12 protein-coding genes are annotated in these 15,633 nt (G+C 68.7%); 9 read left to right on the top strand and 3 right to left on the bottom strand.

Annotation, left to right across the window (positions count from 1 at the left end; genetic code table 11):
* Positions 1–32: 32 nt before the first annotated feature.
* The 5 genes from DIR46_RS22050 (at position 33) to DIR46_RS22030 (ending at position 4,962) form a co-directional block, all read left to right on the top strand.
* Complete coding sequence (locus DIR46_RS22050) at positions 33–953, top strand: DMT family transporter (RefSeq protein ID WP_109347159.1); 921 nt, start codon at positions 33–35, stop codon at positions 951–953.
* A gap of 75 nt (positions 954–1,028) precedes the next feature.
* Positions 1,029–1,490 (top strand): RidA family protein, encoded by a 462-nt coding sequence (locus DIR46_RS22045; RefSeq protein WP_109347158.1) that lies wholly within the window; start codon positions 1,029–1,031, stop codon positions 1,488–1,490.
* 165 nt (positions 1,491–1,655) lie between these two features.
* Complete coding sequence (locus tag DIR46_RS22040; RefSeq protein ID WP_109347157.1) at positions 1,656–2,849, top strand: aminotransferase-like domain-containing protein; 1,194 nt, start codon at positions 1,656–1,658, stop codon at positions 2,847–2,849.
* 210 nt (positions 2,850–3,059) lie between these two features.
* On the top strand, positions 3,060–4,418 hold the full coding sequence (locus DIR46_RS22035; RefSeq protein WP_109347156.1) for a diguanylate cyclase: 1,359 nt from the start codon (positions 3,060–3,062) through the stop codon (positions 4,416–4,418).
* A 34-nt stretch (positions 4,419–4,452) separates the two neighbouring features.
* Positions 4,453–4,962, top strand: coding sequence for a hypothetical protein (locus DIR46_RS22030; RefSeq protein ID WP_109347155.1), 510 nt, complete (start codon positions 4,453–4,455; stop codon positions 4,960–4,962).
* Between the two features lie 182 nt (positions 4,963–5,144).
* Here the strand turns inward: DIR46_RS22030 and DIR46_RS22025 are convergent, their stop codons facing one another.
* Both DIR46_RS22025 and DIR46_RS22020 read right to left on the bottom strand, forming a co-directional pair.
* Complete coding sequence (locus DIR46_RS22025) at positions 5,145–6,734, bottom strand: glycerol-3-phosphate dehydrogenase/oxidase (protein ID WP_109347154.1); 1,590 nt, start codon at positions 6,732–6,734, stop codon at positions 5,145–5,147.
* The gene (locus tag DIR46_RS22020; protein WP_109347153.1) at positions 6,731–8,338 is read right to left on the bottom strand and encodes an FAD-binding oxidoreductase; all 1,608 of its coding nucleotides are present in this window, start codon (positions 8,336–8,338) and stop codon (positions 6,731–6,733) included. Before DIR46_RS22020 ends, DIR46_RS22025 begins: the two co-directional genes overlap by 4 nt.
* A gap of 88 nt (positions 8,339–8,426) precedes the next feature.
* Between DIR46_RS22020 and DIR46_RS22015 the strand changes: the two genes are divergently transcribed.
* The 3 genes from DIR46_RS22015 (at position 8,427) to DIR46_RS22005 (ending at position 13,216) form a co-directional block, all read left to right on the top strand.
* Positions 8,427–9,467 carry an AraC family transcriptional regulator gene (locus DIR46_RS22015; protein ID WP_109347152.1) on the top strand — a complete coding sequence of 347 codons (1,041 nt, stop codon included), beginning with the start codon at positions 8,427–8,429 and terminating at the stop codon, positions 9,465–9,467.
* 38 nt (positions 9,468–9,505) lie between these two features.
* Positions 9,506–12,589 (top strand): sensor histidine kinase, encoded by a 3,084-nt coding sequence (locus tag DIR46_RS22010; RefSeq protein WP_162819591.1) that lies wholly within the window; start codon positions 9,506–9,508, stop codon positions 12,587–12,589.
* 186 nt (positions 12,590–12,775) lie between these two features.
* A complete protein-coding gene (locus DIR46_RS22005; protein WP_441295131.1) occupies positions 12,776–13,216 on the top strand; it encodes a DMT family transporter in 441 nt (146 codons plus the stop codon).
* Positions 13,217–13,466: 250 nt separating this feature from the next.
* Here the strand turns inward: DIR46_RS22005 and DIR46_RS22000 are convergent, their stop codons facing one another.
* Positions 13,467–14,225 (bottom strand): YoaK family protein, encoded by a 759-nt coding sequence (locus DIR46_RS22000; protein WP_109347149.1) that lies wholly within the window; start codon positions 14,223–14,225, stop codon positions 13,467–13,469.
* A gap of 148 nt (positions 14,226–14,373) precedes the next feature.
* On the opposite strand from DIR46_RS22000, the gene dapC reads away from it, so the two are divergent.
* Complete coding sequence (gene dapC / locus DIR46_RS21995; protein ID WP_109347148.1) at positions 14,374–15,600, top strand: succinyldiaminopimelate transaminase; 1,227 nt, start codon at positions 14,374–14,376, stop codon at positions 15,598–15,600.
* Positions 15,601–15,633 lie beyond the last annotated feature (33 nt).

Here is a 15,633-nt window from a genome sequence, read left to right as displayed (position 1 = left end):
CCCATTGCCGCAAGCCGAATCAAGGACAGCCGATGACCACCCTCGCCCGCCCCATCCCGACCGCCAGCCACGACGAAGCGCGCGGCATGCTCCTCGGCCTGGTGGGCGTGGCGATGTTCAGCCTCACCTTGCCGTTCACCCGCCTGGCGGTAGCCGAACTCGATCCGCTGTTCGTCGCCCTCGGGCGCGCGCTCGGCGCCGCGCTGCTGGCCGGCCTGTGGCTCGGGTTGCGGCGCGCTCCGCTGCCGCCGCGCGCCGCGCTTGCGCCGCTGACCCTGGTGGCGCTGGGCGTGGTGATCGGTTTTCCGCTCCTGAGCTCGATTGCCCTGCGCTGGGTGCCGGCCTCGCACGGCGCCGTGCTGGCCGGCCTGCTGCCGCTGATGACGGCGCTGTACAGCGCCGTGCGCGGCGACGAGCGACCGTCCGCCGCCTTCTGGCTGATGGCCGTGCTCGGCGCGGCGCTGGTGATCGCGTTCGCCCTGTCCCAGGGCGGCGGCGCCCTGCACCTGGCCGACCTGCTGATGTTCCTGGCCGTGGCGGCCGGCGCCGTCGGCTATGCCGAGGGCGGCAGGCTGGCGCGCACCCTGGGCGGTCCGGAGACGATTTCGTGGGCGCTGCTGCTGACGCTGCCGCTGGTGGCGCCGCTGCTGGCCTGGCGCTACGTCCCGCGGCTGGACGCGTTCGCCGGCGTCGGCGCGGCGGCCTGGGCCGGGTTGGCCTACATCACCGTGTTCTCGATGTTCATCGGCTTCTTTTTCTGGTACTGCGGTCTGGCACTGGGGGGGATCGCCCGGGTCGGCCAGGTGCAGCTGTTGCAGCCCTTCCTGAGCCTGCTTGGCGCCGCCGTGTTGCTGGGCGAACCGCTGACCCTGCACAACAGCCTGTTCGCGCTGGCCGTCATCGGCGTCGTGTTCGCCGGACGGCGGCTGCAGGTGCGGCGCCGTCCGGCTTGATGACCGCACCCGATGTGCATGACGCTGGCTCGACGTACAATACCGCCTTCATTCACGCAACTTATGGAAAACGCTATGTCCGTCTACGACAAACTCAAGGAACTGAACATCACCCTGGAAGCACCGGCCACCCCGGCCGCAGCCTATGTCATGTACGTTCAGACCGGCAACTTGGTGTTCATCTCGGGCCATATCGCCAAGAACAAGGACGGCAGCATCAACGCCGGCATCCTGGGCCGCGACAAGACCACGGCGGACGGCCAGGCTGCCGCGCGGTCGGTCGCGATCGACCTGATCGGCACCCTGCAGGAAGCCGTAGGCGGCGACCTGAACCGCGTCAAGCGCATCGTCAAACTGATGAGCCTGGTTGCTTCGACCCCGGACTACAACGAACAGCACCTGGTCACCAATGGCGCCTCGGAACTGATCGGCGACGTGTTCGGCGACGCCGGCAAGCACGCGCGCTCGGCCTTCGGCGTTGCGTCGCTGCCGCGCGGCACCTGCGTCGAGATCGAAATGATCGTGGAAGTGGCATAAAGCCGGCAATTACGTGCCTACAACCGGCATTAATTTGTCGGTAAATCAATTACTGTTGTACCTCGGGTGGAGCTGACCCGGCTCCACTCGCCAATGTGAAGCCGCCTACCCGGCGTGTTTTATATAATGGCCCGGCACGACCGTGCACCTTCCTGTGAGACGAGTATGAAAATCGAAAACCCCAATCCCATCCAGTGGCAGTTCTCGGAACGCGCCCAGCAGCTGCAGAGCTCGTTCATCCGCGAGATCCTGAAGATCACCCAGCGTCCGGAGATCATCTCGTTCGCCGGTGGCCTGCCATCGCCAGCCACCTTCCCGGTCGAGCGCATGAAAGCCGCTTACGACAAGGTCCTGAGCGACAACGGCAAGGTCGCGCTGCAGTATGGCCCGACCGATGGCTACGCGCCGCTGCGTGAGTGGATTGCCGGTTCGCTGTCGACGGAAGGTTCGACGATCCTGCCGGAACAGATCCTCATGACCTCGGGTTCGCAGCAGGCGCTCGACCTGCTGGGCAAGGTGCTGATCGACGAAGGCAGCCGCGTGCTGGTCGAGACCCCGAGCTACCTGGGCGCGCTGCAGGCGTTCTCGGTCTACCGTCCCGAATTCAAGTCGGTCGAGACGGACGAACACGGCCTGGTGCCGTCGTCGCTGGAAGGCATCGCGCAAGGCGCGCGCATGCTGTACGCGCTGCCGAACTTCCAGAACCCGACCGGCCGTTCGCTGTCGGTCAAGCGCCGCCAGGAGCTGGTGGAAACCTGCGCCCGCCTTGGCGTGCCGCTGATCGAGGACGATCCCTACGGCTCGCTGAGCTACAAGGGCGCGCCGAGCCCGAAGATGGTGGCGATGAACCCGGACGGCGTCATCTACATGGGTTCGTTCTCGAAGGTGCTGACCCCGGGCATCCGCCTGGGCTACGTCTGCGCCCCGCTGCCGCTGGTGCGCCGCCTCGAGCTGGCCAAGCAGGCGGCCGACCTGCACACCGCCCAGCTGACCCAGATGGTGGTGCACGAAGTCGTCAAGGACGGCTTCCTGGACCAGCACATCCCGACCATCCGCCAGCTGTACGGCGACCAGTGCCAGGTGATGCTGGACGCGATGCAGGAACACTTCCCGGCCGGCGTGAGCTGGACCAAGCCGGAGGGCGGCATGTTCATCTGGGTCACCCTGCCGCAACAGGTCGACGCCATGAAACTGCTGGAACAGTCGCTGGCCGCGCGCGTCGCCTTCGTGCCGGGCGCGCCGTTCTACGCCAACGATCCGGCCACCAACACGCTGCGCCTGTCCTTCGTGACCGTGCCGCCTGAGCGCATCCGCGAAGGCATCGCGGTCCTCGGCAAGCTGATCGCCGGCATGCTGTAAATCTCCGAAGGGGCCGCAAACGCGGCCCTTTTTTTCGTCGACTGTCAGTCGATACCGGTATCATTCATCGAGCAAGGCCGGGCCAATCGCGGGTCAGTTGCGATAGTGCAACAATTGCATCAGTTCGTGGATTTTAGGCAAGGTGTCTGTCCAAAATCTACGTGTAAAAGAGTATGATTTCTCGTCAATGATGAGGTCTGCCCGCCAACGATGATGCATCCTGCCCTAGCGCTCGCCGCACCGGCGCGCCAATCCGCGATTCTGATCGTCGACGACGCTCCCGACAGTCTTGGGCTGCTGCAGGACATGATGCGCCAGCAGGGCTACCAGACCTTCGTCGCCAGTTCCGGCAAACGCGCGCTCGACATCGCCACCCGCGTCCAGCCCGACCTGATCCTGCTCGACGTCATCCTGCCCGACCTCGACGGCCTGGAAATCTGCCGCCGCCTGAAGCGCCAGCCCGACACCGCCCACATCCCCATCATCTTCGTCAGCGCCTGCGGCGAGACCGAGGACATCGTCGCCGGCTTCGACACCGGCGCCGCCGACTACATCGCCAAGCCGGTGCGCATGGCCGAAGTGTGCGCCCGCGTGCGCGCCCAGCTGCGCCTGCGCAGCAGCAGCGAAAGCCAGAAGCAGCAGGCCGAGCGCCTGCAGCTGATCGTCGACGGCATGGACGAGGGCCTGATGCTGGTCGACTGCGAAGGCCGCGTGATATATGCCAATCCGGCCTGCGAACGCTTCCTGTCCCAGCCCAAGGAAGTGCTGGAAGGAGAACTGCTGGCCGACCTGGTCGAGCCGCCCGCCTCCTACGACTACGCCGACTATTTCGCCCGGCCGCTCGACCCCGAGGCGACCGCGCGCTGCCGCGGCACGCGCGAAGTACTGGTGCGCCAGTCGGACGGCACCATGCGCGCGATGGACCTGAGCCTGTCGCCGATGGCGGGCGGCGAAGCGCTGTTCGTCGCCCTGCTGCACGACATCACCCACCACAAGCAGTCCGAGACGGCGCTGCAGCGCGCCGCCCTGCTCGACCCGCTCACGCGCATCGCCAACCGCCGCCACTTCGACGCCTTCCTGGACAAGGAATGGCAGCGCGCCATCCGCAGCAGCCAGCCGCTGTCGCTGATCGTGCTCGACGTCGACCATTTCAAGGGCTACAACGACAGCCTGGGCCACGCCGCCGGCGACGCCTGCCTGCAGGCCATCGCCGAGGCGCTGCAATCGCACGCGATGCGCCCGACCGACCTGGCGGCGCGCTACGGCGGCGAGGAATTCGTGGTGCTGCTGGCCGATACCGCATCGAGCGCGGCGGCCCGGCTGGGCGAAGCGATCCGCACCCATATCGAGCGCCTGGCGATTCCGAATCCGCGCGCCGAGGGCCCCGGCGTGGTGACGGTCAGCGTGGGCGTGGCGTGCATCGTGCCAACGCTGTTCGACGATATCCGCTCGTTCTTCATCTCGGCCGACCGCGCGATGTACGAGGCCAAGGCGCGCGGGCGCAACCGGGTGGTGGCGGCGCAGGCGGGGGCGGCATGGGAGCCGGCGCGCGGCGGGCTGCTCAACTAGCCGTCGGCCAGGCGCCCTTCGACGATCCCCGACGATGAAACAGCCCCACCCTCTGCGCATATTCCAGCACTTGTCATTGGCCCTGCTCTGCGCAGGACGCGCCATGCCGGCATCGGCGACACCACCGCTGCAAGACAGATTCGTTCTTGGCTCTAACCAGGGTTACATCGTCCCGTCCGCGTGCTGCTGGATGCCGGTGCCCGAGTCGATGCGCTTGCTGGAACTGAAGCTGAACGAGGCATGCACGGCAATTGGCGGGCCTGTCGGGGTGTTCGAGCAAAGAGAGGGAAAGCTGTGGCTCACCGGATTCGAAACCTGCGGCAGGAAGATTGCCCTGGGTGAGGTCTATGCCGGGCGCGAGGAGCCGGCGTTGGCCGACTGGTTGTCCGGCACCTTCACGACACGCCTGGGGGTGCCTTGCCGCGCATTCGGCGGCCGGCCGGTCCTGGCCCTGGAGCAGAAATTGACCGTGGACGAAGGGGTCGTGACTGAAGTGACTGAAAAATACCTGGATCACTCGGCATGCAGGAATCACGCGGAGTAACGCATCGGGCCGCGCACGCGCCGGGATTCGCGTCATTGCACGGCGTTGTTCGGCATCCCGATATAGAAAAGATGCCGCGAATTCTGGATATGAATAATTTCCGCATTGCCCAGGGCAGCTCTGGTTAACTGACCGCCAGGGGAATCAGGCCCCGCGGATAGCCCGTCGGACATCGGGTCCGGTCAGGCGGCAGGCGGAACGCCGTACTGCCTGCGCCACTCGGCCAGGTAGCGCCGCTCCTGCGCTTCCCAGTGGGCGTCGTCCCAGCCAAGCTCGGGCTGGCACATGGCGCGGATGCGCGCCATCTGGTCGAGACCGCCGTTGGGCAGCTGGATGCCGAGCCGGGTGCGGCGCAGCAGCAGGTCGTCCAGCTGGTAGACCGCCTCGGCGCGCGCGGCCCAGCGCAGCTCGGCCCACAGCGTCTGCGTGCCCGGGATGCATTCCAGCTCGCCCTTGCGCGCCGCCAGCAGCAGCGGCTTGGCCTGGGCGCCATAGCGCCCGGCCAGCCGGCGCAGCACGCCGGACGGCAAGTCTTGCCGCGCCGGCACCGCCACGCGCGCGAACACCGGGCCGCGCTCGGGACGCATCTGCCAGCCGGGCAGTTGTTGCGACACATGGCGCAGCACGTCGAGGGCGATCGAGCGGAAGGTGGTCAGCTTGCCGCCGGCTACCGAGACCAGGCCCGGCTCCGACCACACGAAATGGTCGCGCTTCTCGGAAGACGGCGCGCCATGCTGGCCGCCGTCGATCACCGGCCGCACGCCGGCGAAGGTGGCGACGACGTCCTGGTCGCACAGCCCCAGCCGGGGGAACTGTGCATGCAGGGCCGCCATCAGGTAATCGAATTCAGGACGCGTGATGCGCGCCTCGGTGTTCAATCCCTGATCGTGGTCGACGTCGGTGGTGCCGACCAGGGTCACGCCCTCCCACGGGAAGGCGAATACGGGGCGGCTGTCGGCCGGATGCAGCAGGCTGACCGCCTGCGCCAGCGGCAGGCGCCAGGCCGGCAGCACCAGGTGGCTGCCGCGCAGCTGCCGCAGGCGCGGCGCGCGATCGGGCTTGCTGTCGCCTGCCTCGCCGCCTGCCGCGCCGCCGAGCAAATCGGACCAGGCGCCGGTGGCGTTGATGACCACCCGCGCGCGCACCGCCGTCTCGGCCTTGCTGCGTTCGTCGCGCAGCATCGCCCCGTGCACCTTGCCGCCGTCGCGCACCAGCGACTGCACGGTCACGTAGTTGCAGGCGACCGCGCCGTGGGCGCACGCCTCGTCGATCACGCGCAGCACCAGGCGCGCGTCGTCGGTCTTGGCGTCGGTGTAGCGGATGCCGCCGGCCAGGTTGGCTTCTCCGGTATTCGGCGCCAGCATGCGGAACGATTCCGGGCGCTCCCAGTGCGGCTCGCGCCGGCCGGCCAGCATGTCGTACACGCGCAGCATGGCCAGGAGGCCCAGTCGCCGCTTGACGTCGGTGCCATGGTCGGCGAAGGCGAAGCCCTGCGGCTCGACCAGGCCGGGCGCGGCGCGCAGCAGCGATTCGCGCTCGCGCACCGCGTCGCGGGTCAGGCGCAGGTTGCCGGAAGCCAGGTAGCGCAGGCCGCCGTGCACCAGCTTCGACGAGCGGCTCGAAGTGCCCCAGGCGAAGTCCTTCTGCTCGACCAGCAGCGTCTTGAGGCCGCGCCGCGCGGCTTCGAGCAGGATGCCGGCGCCGGTGATGCCGCCACCGATCACCAGCAAGTCCCAGTCGCGTCCCGGCGGGAAGGTATTGGCCCCGTTCATGGCGTCACCAGCTTGCCCGGATTCATCCGGCACTCGGGATCGAAGTGGCGGAACAGCGCGCCCATGGCGCCCAGTCCCAGCTCGCCCTTCTCGGCCGCCAGCCACGGCGCGTGGTCGATGCCAACGCCGTGCTGGTGGCTGATGGTGCCGCCGCAGCCGACGATCGCGCTCGAGACCCGGTCCTTCAGCTGGCGCCAGCGCGCCAGGTCGGCCTGGTAGTCACCCGCCAGCCGGAAGACGAAGGTCGAATACACGCTGGCGCCCTGCGGATACAGGTGCGACAGGTGGGTGTAGGCGTGCACGCGCTCGCCGAAGGCTTCCAGAGCGGCCGCCGCGGCCTGCTCGATCGCCGTCACCGCCTGCGTCACGTACGGCCAGTCGAGCGCCGTCTCCACCGTGTCGATCGCATAGCCCTGCTCCCAGGCGGCATTGCGCAGGTAGACGCTGCGGAAGCGGTTGCGGCGCCAGAACTCGCCCAGCGCGCGCCCGACGTGCACGCCGTGCAGGCGCCGCGCAAGGGCCAGCGCCGCGCGCAGCGCCTCGCGCGCCTGGCCCCTGGCGCCGCTGGCGCCCACCAGCAGCATGCATTTGGACTGGCCGCAGCCGCGCCAGCCCAGGTAGCGCTCCAGCAGCGCCACCTGGCGCGCGTGGCCGGCCAGCGCCAGCATGGTGCGCGTCTCGCTCGCGTTCGACAGGCGCAGCATCGACAGCCCCAGGCGCGCCTGGGCCAGCGTCCGCGCCGCCTGCACCGCGTGTTCCCAGTCGGGGAAGAACAGCGCGTGGAAGGCTTCGTGCTCGGGCAGGCGGTTGATGCGCACCGCGGCGTGGGTCAGCACGCCCATGCGGCCTTCGGAACCGAGCACCATCTCGCGCAGGTCGATGCCGCTGCTCGAGGCCGGAAAGGTCGGAATGTCGAGGGTGCCGGACGGGGTCTCGATGCGCCCACCCGCGAACATCTGCTCGATGCGGCCGTAGCGCAGCGACTGCTGCCCCGACGAGCGGGTGGCGATCCAGCCGCCGAGCGTGGAGTATTCGAACGACTGCGGATAGTGGCCCAGGGTGTAGCCGTGGGCGCGCAACTGGGCTTCGAGATCGGCGCCGGACACGCCGGCGCCGAAGCAGGCCAGCTGGGCCTCGCGGTCGAGCGAGATCATGGCGCGCATGCGGCCCATGTCGATGGAGAGGCTCGGGCGCAGGCCGCCGTTGGAGCTGTGGCCCACGTCGAGATGGCCGGCCACGCTGGTGCCGCCGCCATAGGGGATGACCACCGCATCGTGGCGGGCCGCGAACGCCAGCAGCTCGCGCACCTGGGCGCCGGATTCGGGAAAGGCGACGCCGTCGGGCACGTTGCCCAGGCGGCCGTGGCGCAGGCGCAGCCAGTCCGGCAGGCTCTGGCCGTGGGCGTGACGCGCGCGCGTGGCGCTGCCGGCGTCGATCAGCGGATGGGGCGGCAGGCGGCCAGGGGGCAGGCCGGCGCAGGCTTGTTCGAAGGTCGCGTCCTGCGGAGCCGTCCCCCGGCCGAGCCGTGCGCCGAGGAAGGCTCTGGCCTCCCCTTCCAGCTGCACCGCAATCGACTCGTCACCCCAACCGTTCCAACGCCGCATCAATGACTTTCCGTTATACTTCGAGTTGCTCTTTTTATCACCTCAAGTAGCACATTAAAGTCGGTCCCGCCAACCGTATTGCGCTTTCATGACACAGCCTTGCTCAATCACGCCACCGCCGCCCGATGATGCGCGCGTGACCGGTTCCTATCTGCAGCCGCTGCTGGAGACCGCCCTCGAGTGCGGACTTACCCTTCCCGCATTGGCCGAGGCTGCCGGCCTGGCCCCGGACGCACTGGATCCGCTGCCCGAGAGCCTGCCCGCACGACGCTACATCGGCTTGCTCGAAGCCGGCGCGCGCCTGGCGAACGATCCCTTCTTCGGCTTGCACGTGGGCGAGAAAGCGCGCCCCGCCACCTATAGCGCCTACGGCATGCTGCTGCTGGCCTGCAGCAGCTTCGGCCATGCGCTGGAACTGACCCAGCGCTACGAATCGCTGGCCCACGACCTGGGCCGCAGCCAGCTGGGATTCGACGGCGCCCGGGCGCAGTACGAGTGGATCAGCCACTACCCCGACGCCACCCGGCACCTGGTGGAAAGCGTGTTCGCGGGCATCCGCGTGTTCGGCAGCTGGCTGGCCGGGCGGCCCCTGATGCCGCTGGCGCTGCGCGTCCGGCATGCCGACCCGGGCCACGGCAGCGCCGAATACCTGCGCGTCCTTGGCATCGCGCCGACGTTCGGCGCGCCACTGAACTGCGCCGCCGTCGATGCCGCCCTGCTGGCGATGCCGGTACCGAACGCCGACACGAGCCTGTACCCGGTCCTGCTGCATCACGCCGAACGCCTGCTCGAAGAACGCGCGGCCCGGGTCGACCCGATCGTGGCGCGCGTGCGGGCCGCGCTGCTGCCACGCCTGACCAGCGGCGAGGCGCGGCTGGCGCCGGTGGCGGCCGCGCTGGGACTATCGACGCGCACCCTGCAGCGCAAGCTGGCCGACGCCGGTTCGAACTTCCAGCAGGTGCTCGATGCGGTACGCTACGGCCTGGCCCGGGATTACCTGCGCCGGCGCGAGCTGGGCCTGGTCGACATCGCCTTCCTGCTCGGCTTCCAGGAACAGAGCGCGTTCACCCACGCGTTTCGCGAATGGAGCGGGATGAATCCGGGGGCATGGCGCGAACGGGCTGCCTGAAACTGGACCGGGAAAGCTTTAGCTGCAACAATCCGGGAATGAGTATCATTCTTCGATTCCAGACATGGCTGCGCACGACGCTGTTCGTACTGTCGTGCGCCGTCGCGCCGACCGCCCTCGCCCTCGACCCGGGCATCGCGCTGGACGGCTATCGCCATGAGCGCTGGGGCGAGCTGGAAGGCGCGCCGCGCTACGTCGACGCGCTGGCGCGCAGCCAGGACGGCTGGTTGTGGGTCGGCAGCCGCTACGCCGGCCTGCTGCGCTTCGACGGCCAGCGCTTCCTGCCGTTCGAAACGGCCGACGGCAGCCGCCTGCAGAGCAACAGTATCAGTGCGCTGCGGCCCGGCCCCGACGGCCAACTGTGGATCGGCCACGGCAACGGCGGCCTGAGCGCACTGCGCAAGGGGCGCTACCGGCACCTGCTCACGCCCGAGCAAAGCGGCAGCATCTTCGCGGTTTCCGTTGGCGCCGATGGCGCGCCCTGGATCGCCAGCTGGCGCGGCCTGTTCCGGGTCGACGGCGACCGCGTCGTGCGCATCGGCCCTGAACTGGGCTATGACGGCGCCCGCGCCGAATACGTGCTGGCCGACGGCGCCGGCCGGGTCTGGGCCACCGACGGCGCCACGCTCTACCTGCGCGAGGCCGGCGCGACGCGGTTCCGATCGGTGCGCCCGGTGCGCGGCGATCCGATGCTGCTCGAGGCGCGGGATGGCGGCATATGGCTGGTGCTCGGCAAACAGTTCGAGCAGGTGGCGCCGCCCTCGCCGCGCCGCGTGCCCATCCAGCCCGGCAGCGCCAGCACCTACCAGTCGCTGTTCGACCGCGACGGCAACGTCTGGTCCAACAACTGCCCGGTGGGCGTGTGCGTGCTGCGCCCGGCCGACTGGCAGCGCGGCGAGCGTTTCACGCCGGTCGGGGCCGCCGAGCGGCTCGACCAGCCGTGGCAGATGACCAGCCTGTCGGTCCTGGCGCTGATGGAAGACGGCGACGGCAGCATCTGGATCGGCACGCCTTCCGGGCTGGAGCGGCTGCGCGACTACGCCGTGCACATGGTGCCGGAACTGCTCGACCGCGGCGTGTCGCACCCCGCCCTGCACCCGGATGGCGGGATCGTCGCGGCGCGGGCCCAGCGGCTGGACGATACGTCCGGCCTGGTGCGCATCGAGAACGGCAGACCGCACGACCTGCCCGACCCCATCGCCACCCGTGTGCTCGACCGCGCACCGGACGGCACGCTCGTGCTCGGCGGCCAGCACGGCATCGAGCGGCATGGCCGCGCCGGCGTCGAGCGCATTGCGCTGCCGCCCGCGGTCAGCGCGGCCGCCGACAGCATCCGGCTCCGCAGCCTCACGGCCGGCAACGACGAAGTCTGGCTCTGGACCGGGCGCATGGGCGCCTGGCATTACCGCAATGGCGCCTGGACCAGGCCGCCGGTCAGGGAAGACCAACCGCAGGAAGTGGCGTTCGACGCCGCCGGCCGCAGCTACCTGGGCCTGCGCGGCAATCGCCTGCGCATCGTCGACGGCGACGCGGTGCGCGAATACGGCGCCCAGGATGGACTGGAGGTCGGCAAGTTCAGCCTGATCGTGCCGGGCCAGCCCTTGCTGGTGGCGGGCGAGGACGGCATGCAAGTCCTGCAGGGCAGCCGCTTCCGCCGCCTCGCCGTCGCCGCGCCCGACGGCATTGGCGCGGCCAGCGGCATCGTCACCGACACCGCCGGCGTGCGCTGGATCAATGCCGAGCGCGGCATCTATCGCGTCACGCCTGACGACTGGACGCGCTCGATGAACGCCCCAGGCATCGCGCTGCGCGGCCGGCTGTTCGATGCCGCCGACGGTTACCTGGGCGGCGGCGTGCTGGGCATGCTGTCACGCACAGCGGCGTTGGCCAGCGACGGCACGCTGTGGTTTGCCGGCGAGCGCGGCCTGGCCTGGATCGATCCGCGCCGGATCGGGTCCAATCCATCCACCCCGGCGGTCGAAGTGCTGGGCGTGTCCAGCGGCGCGCGCCGTTACCCGCTCGGCGCCAGCGTCACGCTCGACGAGGGCACCGAGACCGTCCAGATCGACTACACGGCGCCCAGCCTGCGCATGCCACAGAAAGTGCGCTTCCACTTCCGCCTGGCGGGCAATGGCGAGTGGGAGGACGCGGGCGCGCGCCGCAGCGCCTTCTTCCAGCGCCTGCCGCCCGGGCTGCACACCTTCGAGGTCATGGCCGTCAACGAGAGCGGCGTCGCCGGGCCGGTCACGGCGCTGGTACTGCACATCCCGGCACACTATTACCAGACCTGGTGGTTCCTCGCCGCCTGCCTGCTGGCCATCCTGTCCCTGCTCGCCCTGGCCTACCGGCAGCGCACGCGCCGCCTGGCGCGCCGCATCGAGGAAGGGCTGCTGGCGCGGCTGCGCGAACGCGAATCGATCGCCCGCTCGCTGCACGACACCTTCCTGCAGAGCGTGCAGGGCATGCTGCTCAGGATGCATGCCGTGGCCTCCCGGCTGCCGGCCGACAGCCGCGAACGGGCCGAGTTCGAGCGCGTCATGGAAGACGCCGAGCGGGTGCTGGAAGAAGGCCGTGACGAAGTCCAGGGCCTGCGTCGGGGCTTCGCCGATGCCGACGCCTTCTGGCAGGGTTTGCTGCGCGACGTCGAGCTCATCGTCCCGGGTGGCGGCAAGCGGCTGGCGCTGTCGGCGCCGCCCGGCGCCGTCGAACGGCTGCCGGTGCGCCTGCGCCGCGACGTCCATGCGATCGTGCGCGAAGCGCTGGTCAACGCGCTGCGGCACACGCCAGGCCCGGTCCGGCTCGAGGCCGACGCCCGCCAGCGCGGCCTGACGCTGACCGTCTGCGACACGGGAGCGGACGGGGGCGCCAGGGACAAGCCAGGCCACTTCGGCCTGCAGGGAATGCGCGAGCGCGCCACCCAGATCGGGGCCCGGCTGCGCATCGACAGCGGCCCGGCAGGCACCAGGGTCATGCTGGCGATTCCGGTCGACTCCGATCAGGCGGTACCATCGCGCCCTGCCCTTTCCACCTCAACAGAAGAAACTGCGATCGAAGACGTGAGCAAATGTACTCAGCGTCCTCTACCTGCCCCAAACCGTCTTACTGACCGTACTCGTACCTGACAGGCGTAACTTTCCCGCCTACCGCCAGCAACACACTAGCGCCAGTGCCTGGCGTTGCCGCCAGACTCGCCACGGTTAGCGCCGACCGCGCCACGAAGGCGCCGTGAAGGCGCCGGTGGCGAGCCGTATCTCCATGCCATCGTGCAGTAAACAAGTAGCCCGTCCACGTTCACATCCTCATCTGCTGTGCTTGGTTTTCGCAACATAGATGAGCACTTCCATCACGCTCCGTTTTACCCGCTTACGCACTATCAGACACCAAACCCGCGACTAGCGTTCCGCTCCATAACCCCAGCCATGACCGGCTACCCGTGGTGCGCGCTGGCGGCGCTTGCCAGCGCGGCCGCCACCTTCCTCATCAAACTGTCGAACCAGCATGGCGTCGACTGGAACCTGGTGCGGCTCGCCTTCCTGGGCGGCGCCGGCGCCGCCTATACGCTCGGCTTCGGATGCTATTCGGTTGCCCTGCAAAAGCTGGACATGAGCCTGGCCTACCCGGTAATGACGGGCCTGGCGATGCTGGCGGCGGCGGCGATCGGCGTGGCTGCCCTCAACGAGCCGCTCAGCGTCAGCAAGATCGCCAGCATGGTGCTGATCGTGGCCGGCGCCTTCGCGCTAACGGGCTAGGGCCGCCCCTTCTCGCGCAGGTAGCGCGCGGTATCGTAATACGCTTGGGGATCTTCGACCGTGTCGCCCCAGCGCGAGCACATGACGGCACAGGCCAGGATCGCGAAAGAGACCGCCAGAAGCGGCCAATCGAGGCGCGCGGAGACGATGCATTGTGCATAAACGACAGTTGACGCACATCGGGATCATACGTAAATGTACCGCGGAATGCATCCCGGCTTGCATCCCGGCCATGGAGATTGACGCAGGATCAGGCGTCGTGCCGCCCCAGCACGCGCATCGCGTCGTCGACCACCGGCACGATCGCCAGCACGCACAGGAAGGCGGCCAGCGGCACCGTGGACAGGTAGCCCAGGTGCTTGAAGCCCAGCGCCCCCACCACGCCGCCCAGGCAGAACGCGCCCAGCAACGACAGCATCAGCATCAGGCGTCCGAGGTTGGCCGTGACCTTCGGCTGGCGCAGCGGGCCGTCGGCGTTCCAGTAGGCCAACTTGCCCAGCTCGATGCCGATGTCGGTCACGATGCCGGTCATGTGGGTGGTGCGGATCTCGGCATGCGAGACCTTGGTGATGACCGCGTTCTGCAGCCCCATCATGAAGCACAGCAGCATCACCGTCAGCGGAATGAAGAAGGCGTCGATCCCCGCCAGGCGCGCGCCCAGGATGCCGAACACCAGCAGAAGTATGGCTTCAAGCAATAGAGGCAGCGCGAAGCCGCTATGCAGGCCGCGGCGCCGGATGTAGTTGACGAGGATGGCGGTGCAGGCCGCGCCGAGCAGGAAGCTGAGCAGCGCGCCGAGCGCGGCCAGCACCAGGTCGGTGTCGCCCAGCACCAGGTGGTCGGCCGCGCTGGAGACGATGCCGGTCATGTGCGAGGTGTATTCGCGCACCGCGAGAAAGCCGCCGGCATTGATCGCGCCGGCCACGAACGCCAGCGCCACGCCGAGGTGGCGGTTGGCGCCGGGGGTGCGTTCATGTCCTGTCAGGCTGCGCGCATAACTGATCGGCACGGCGGATGGCTCTCCGGGTGGAATCGCTGGTCGGTATGTGGTTAATGTTACCGCAAATCACTTGCCGTATGCTCGAACGTTCTGCCATTCATGGAGCTATAATAAAATATTATCGAAAAGCGCACACTGCCCTGCGCCCAAGACTGCCGTGAATCCCCATCTCGACAAGCTCCATCCCTACCCGTTCGAAAAGCTGCGCCAGCTGTTTGCCGGCGTCACCCCGAACCCGGCCTATTCCGCGATCAGCCTGGGCATCGGCGAACCGAAGCATCCGACCCCGGCCTTCATCGAAAAGGCGCTGACGCATTCGGTGGCGGGCCTGGCCAACTATCCGAGCACGGTGGGCGGCGAGCCCCTGCGCGCGGCCATCGCAGGCTGGCTGGAGCGCCGGTACGGCATCCCGGCGCTGGACCCGGCCACCATGGTGCTTCCGGTGAACGGTTCGCGCGAGGCGCTGTTCGCGATCGCCCAGTGCATGATCGACGCCTCCAGGCCGGATGCGCTGGCGATGTGCCCTAACCCGTTCTACCAGATCTACGAGGGCGCGGCCTACCTGGCCGGCGCCACGCCCTACTTCGTCAACTCCGAACCAGCGCGCAACTTCGCGCCCGACTACGGCAGCGTGCCCGAGGACGTGTGGCCGCGCGTGCAGCTGCTCTACGTCTGCTCGCCGGGCAATCCGACCGGCGCCACCCTGGGCCTGGACGACTGGCGCCAGCTGTTCGAGCTGGCCGACCGCTGGGGCTTCCTGATCGCGGCCGACGAATGCTATTCCGAGATCTATACCGGCTCGGCGCCGCCGCTGGGCGCGCTGGAAGCGGCGCACCAGCTGGGCAGGAGTGGGGGCCAGAGCGGCGGCGATCAACCGTACCGCAACCTGATCGTGTTCTCGAGCCTGTCGAAGCGCTCGAACGTGCCGGGCATGCGCTCGGGCTTCGTCGCCGGCGATCCGGTCGCGATGAAGAAATTCCTGCTCTACCGCACCTACTGCGGCGGCGCGATGTCGCCGCCGGTCCAGGCGGCCTCGATCGCGGCCTGGAACGACGAGCAGCACGTGATCGAGAACCGCGCGCTGTACAAGGAAAAGTTCGCCCTCGTCACCCCGCTGCTCAAGGGCGTGATGGACGTCGAGCTGCCCGACGCCGGCTTCTACCTGTGGGCCGACGTAAGGCGCACCGGCCTGTCGGATACCGACTTCGCACGCCGCCTGTACGCCGACTATAATGTGACGGTGCTCCCGGGCAGCTACCTGGCGCGCGAAGCGCACGGCCAGAATCCGGGGCAGGGCCGCATCCGCATGGCCCTGGTGGCCGGCGTCGACGAAGGACTGGAGGCGGCCAACCGCATCAATCAGTTCTGCCAGAGCCTGAAATAACGGCCCCACGAATACCTGTTTTCATTTCAACCA

Origin of the sequence: Massilia oculi (assembly GCF_003143515.1) — a bacterium.
GTDB lineage: Bacteria > Pseudomonadota > Gammaproteobacteria > Burkholderiales > Burkholderiaceae_D > Telluria > Telluria oculi.
The sequence above is the reverse complement of the archived record's forward strand: the minus strand, read 5'-3'. Positions and strand labels throughout refer to the sequence as shown.

What these genes read in the sequence shown, in the direction of transcription:
- DIR46_RS22035 (WP_109347156.1), top strand. Translation starts at nt 3,060, where the DNA reads ATGATGCATCCTGCCCTAGCGCTCGCCGCACCGGCGCGCCAATCCGCG.
- DIR46_RS22010 (WP_162819591.1), top strand. Translation starts at nt 9,506, where the DNA reads ATGAGTATCATTCTTCGATTCCAGACATGGCTGCGCACGACGCTGTTC.
- DIR46_RS22025 (WP_109347154.1), bottom strand. Translation starts at nt 6,734, where the DNA reads ATGAACGGGGCCAATACCTTCCCGCCGGGACGCGACTGGGACTTGCTG.
- DIR46_RS22020 (WP_109347153.1), bottom strand. Translation starts at nt 8,338, where the DNA reads ATGCGGCGTTGGAACGGTTGGGGTGACGAGTCGATTGCGGTGCAGCTG.
- DIR46_RS22045 (WP_109347158.1), top strand. Translation starts at nt 1,029, where the DNA reads ATGTCCGTCTACGACAAACTCAAGGAACTGAACATCACCCTGGAAGCA.
- DIR46_RS22030 (WP_109347155.1), top strand. Translation starts at nt 4,453, where the DNA reads ATGAAACAGCCCCACCCTCTGCGCATATTCCAGCACTTGTCATTGGCC.
- DIR46_RS22050 (WP_109347159.1), top strand. Translation starts at nt 33, where the DNA reads ATGACCACCCTCGCCCGCCCCATCCCGACCGCCAGCCACGACGAAGCG.
- DIR46_RS22040 (WP_109347157.1), top strand. Translation starts at nt 1,656, where the DNA reads ATGAAAATCGAAAACCCCAATCCCATCCAGTGGCAGTTCTCGGAACGC.
- DIR46_RS22015 (WP_109347152.1), top strand. Translation starts at nt 8,427, where the DNA reads ATGACACAGCCTTGCTCAATCACGCCACCGCCGCCCGATGATGCGCGC.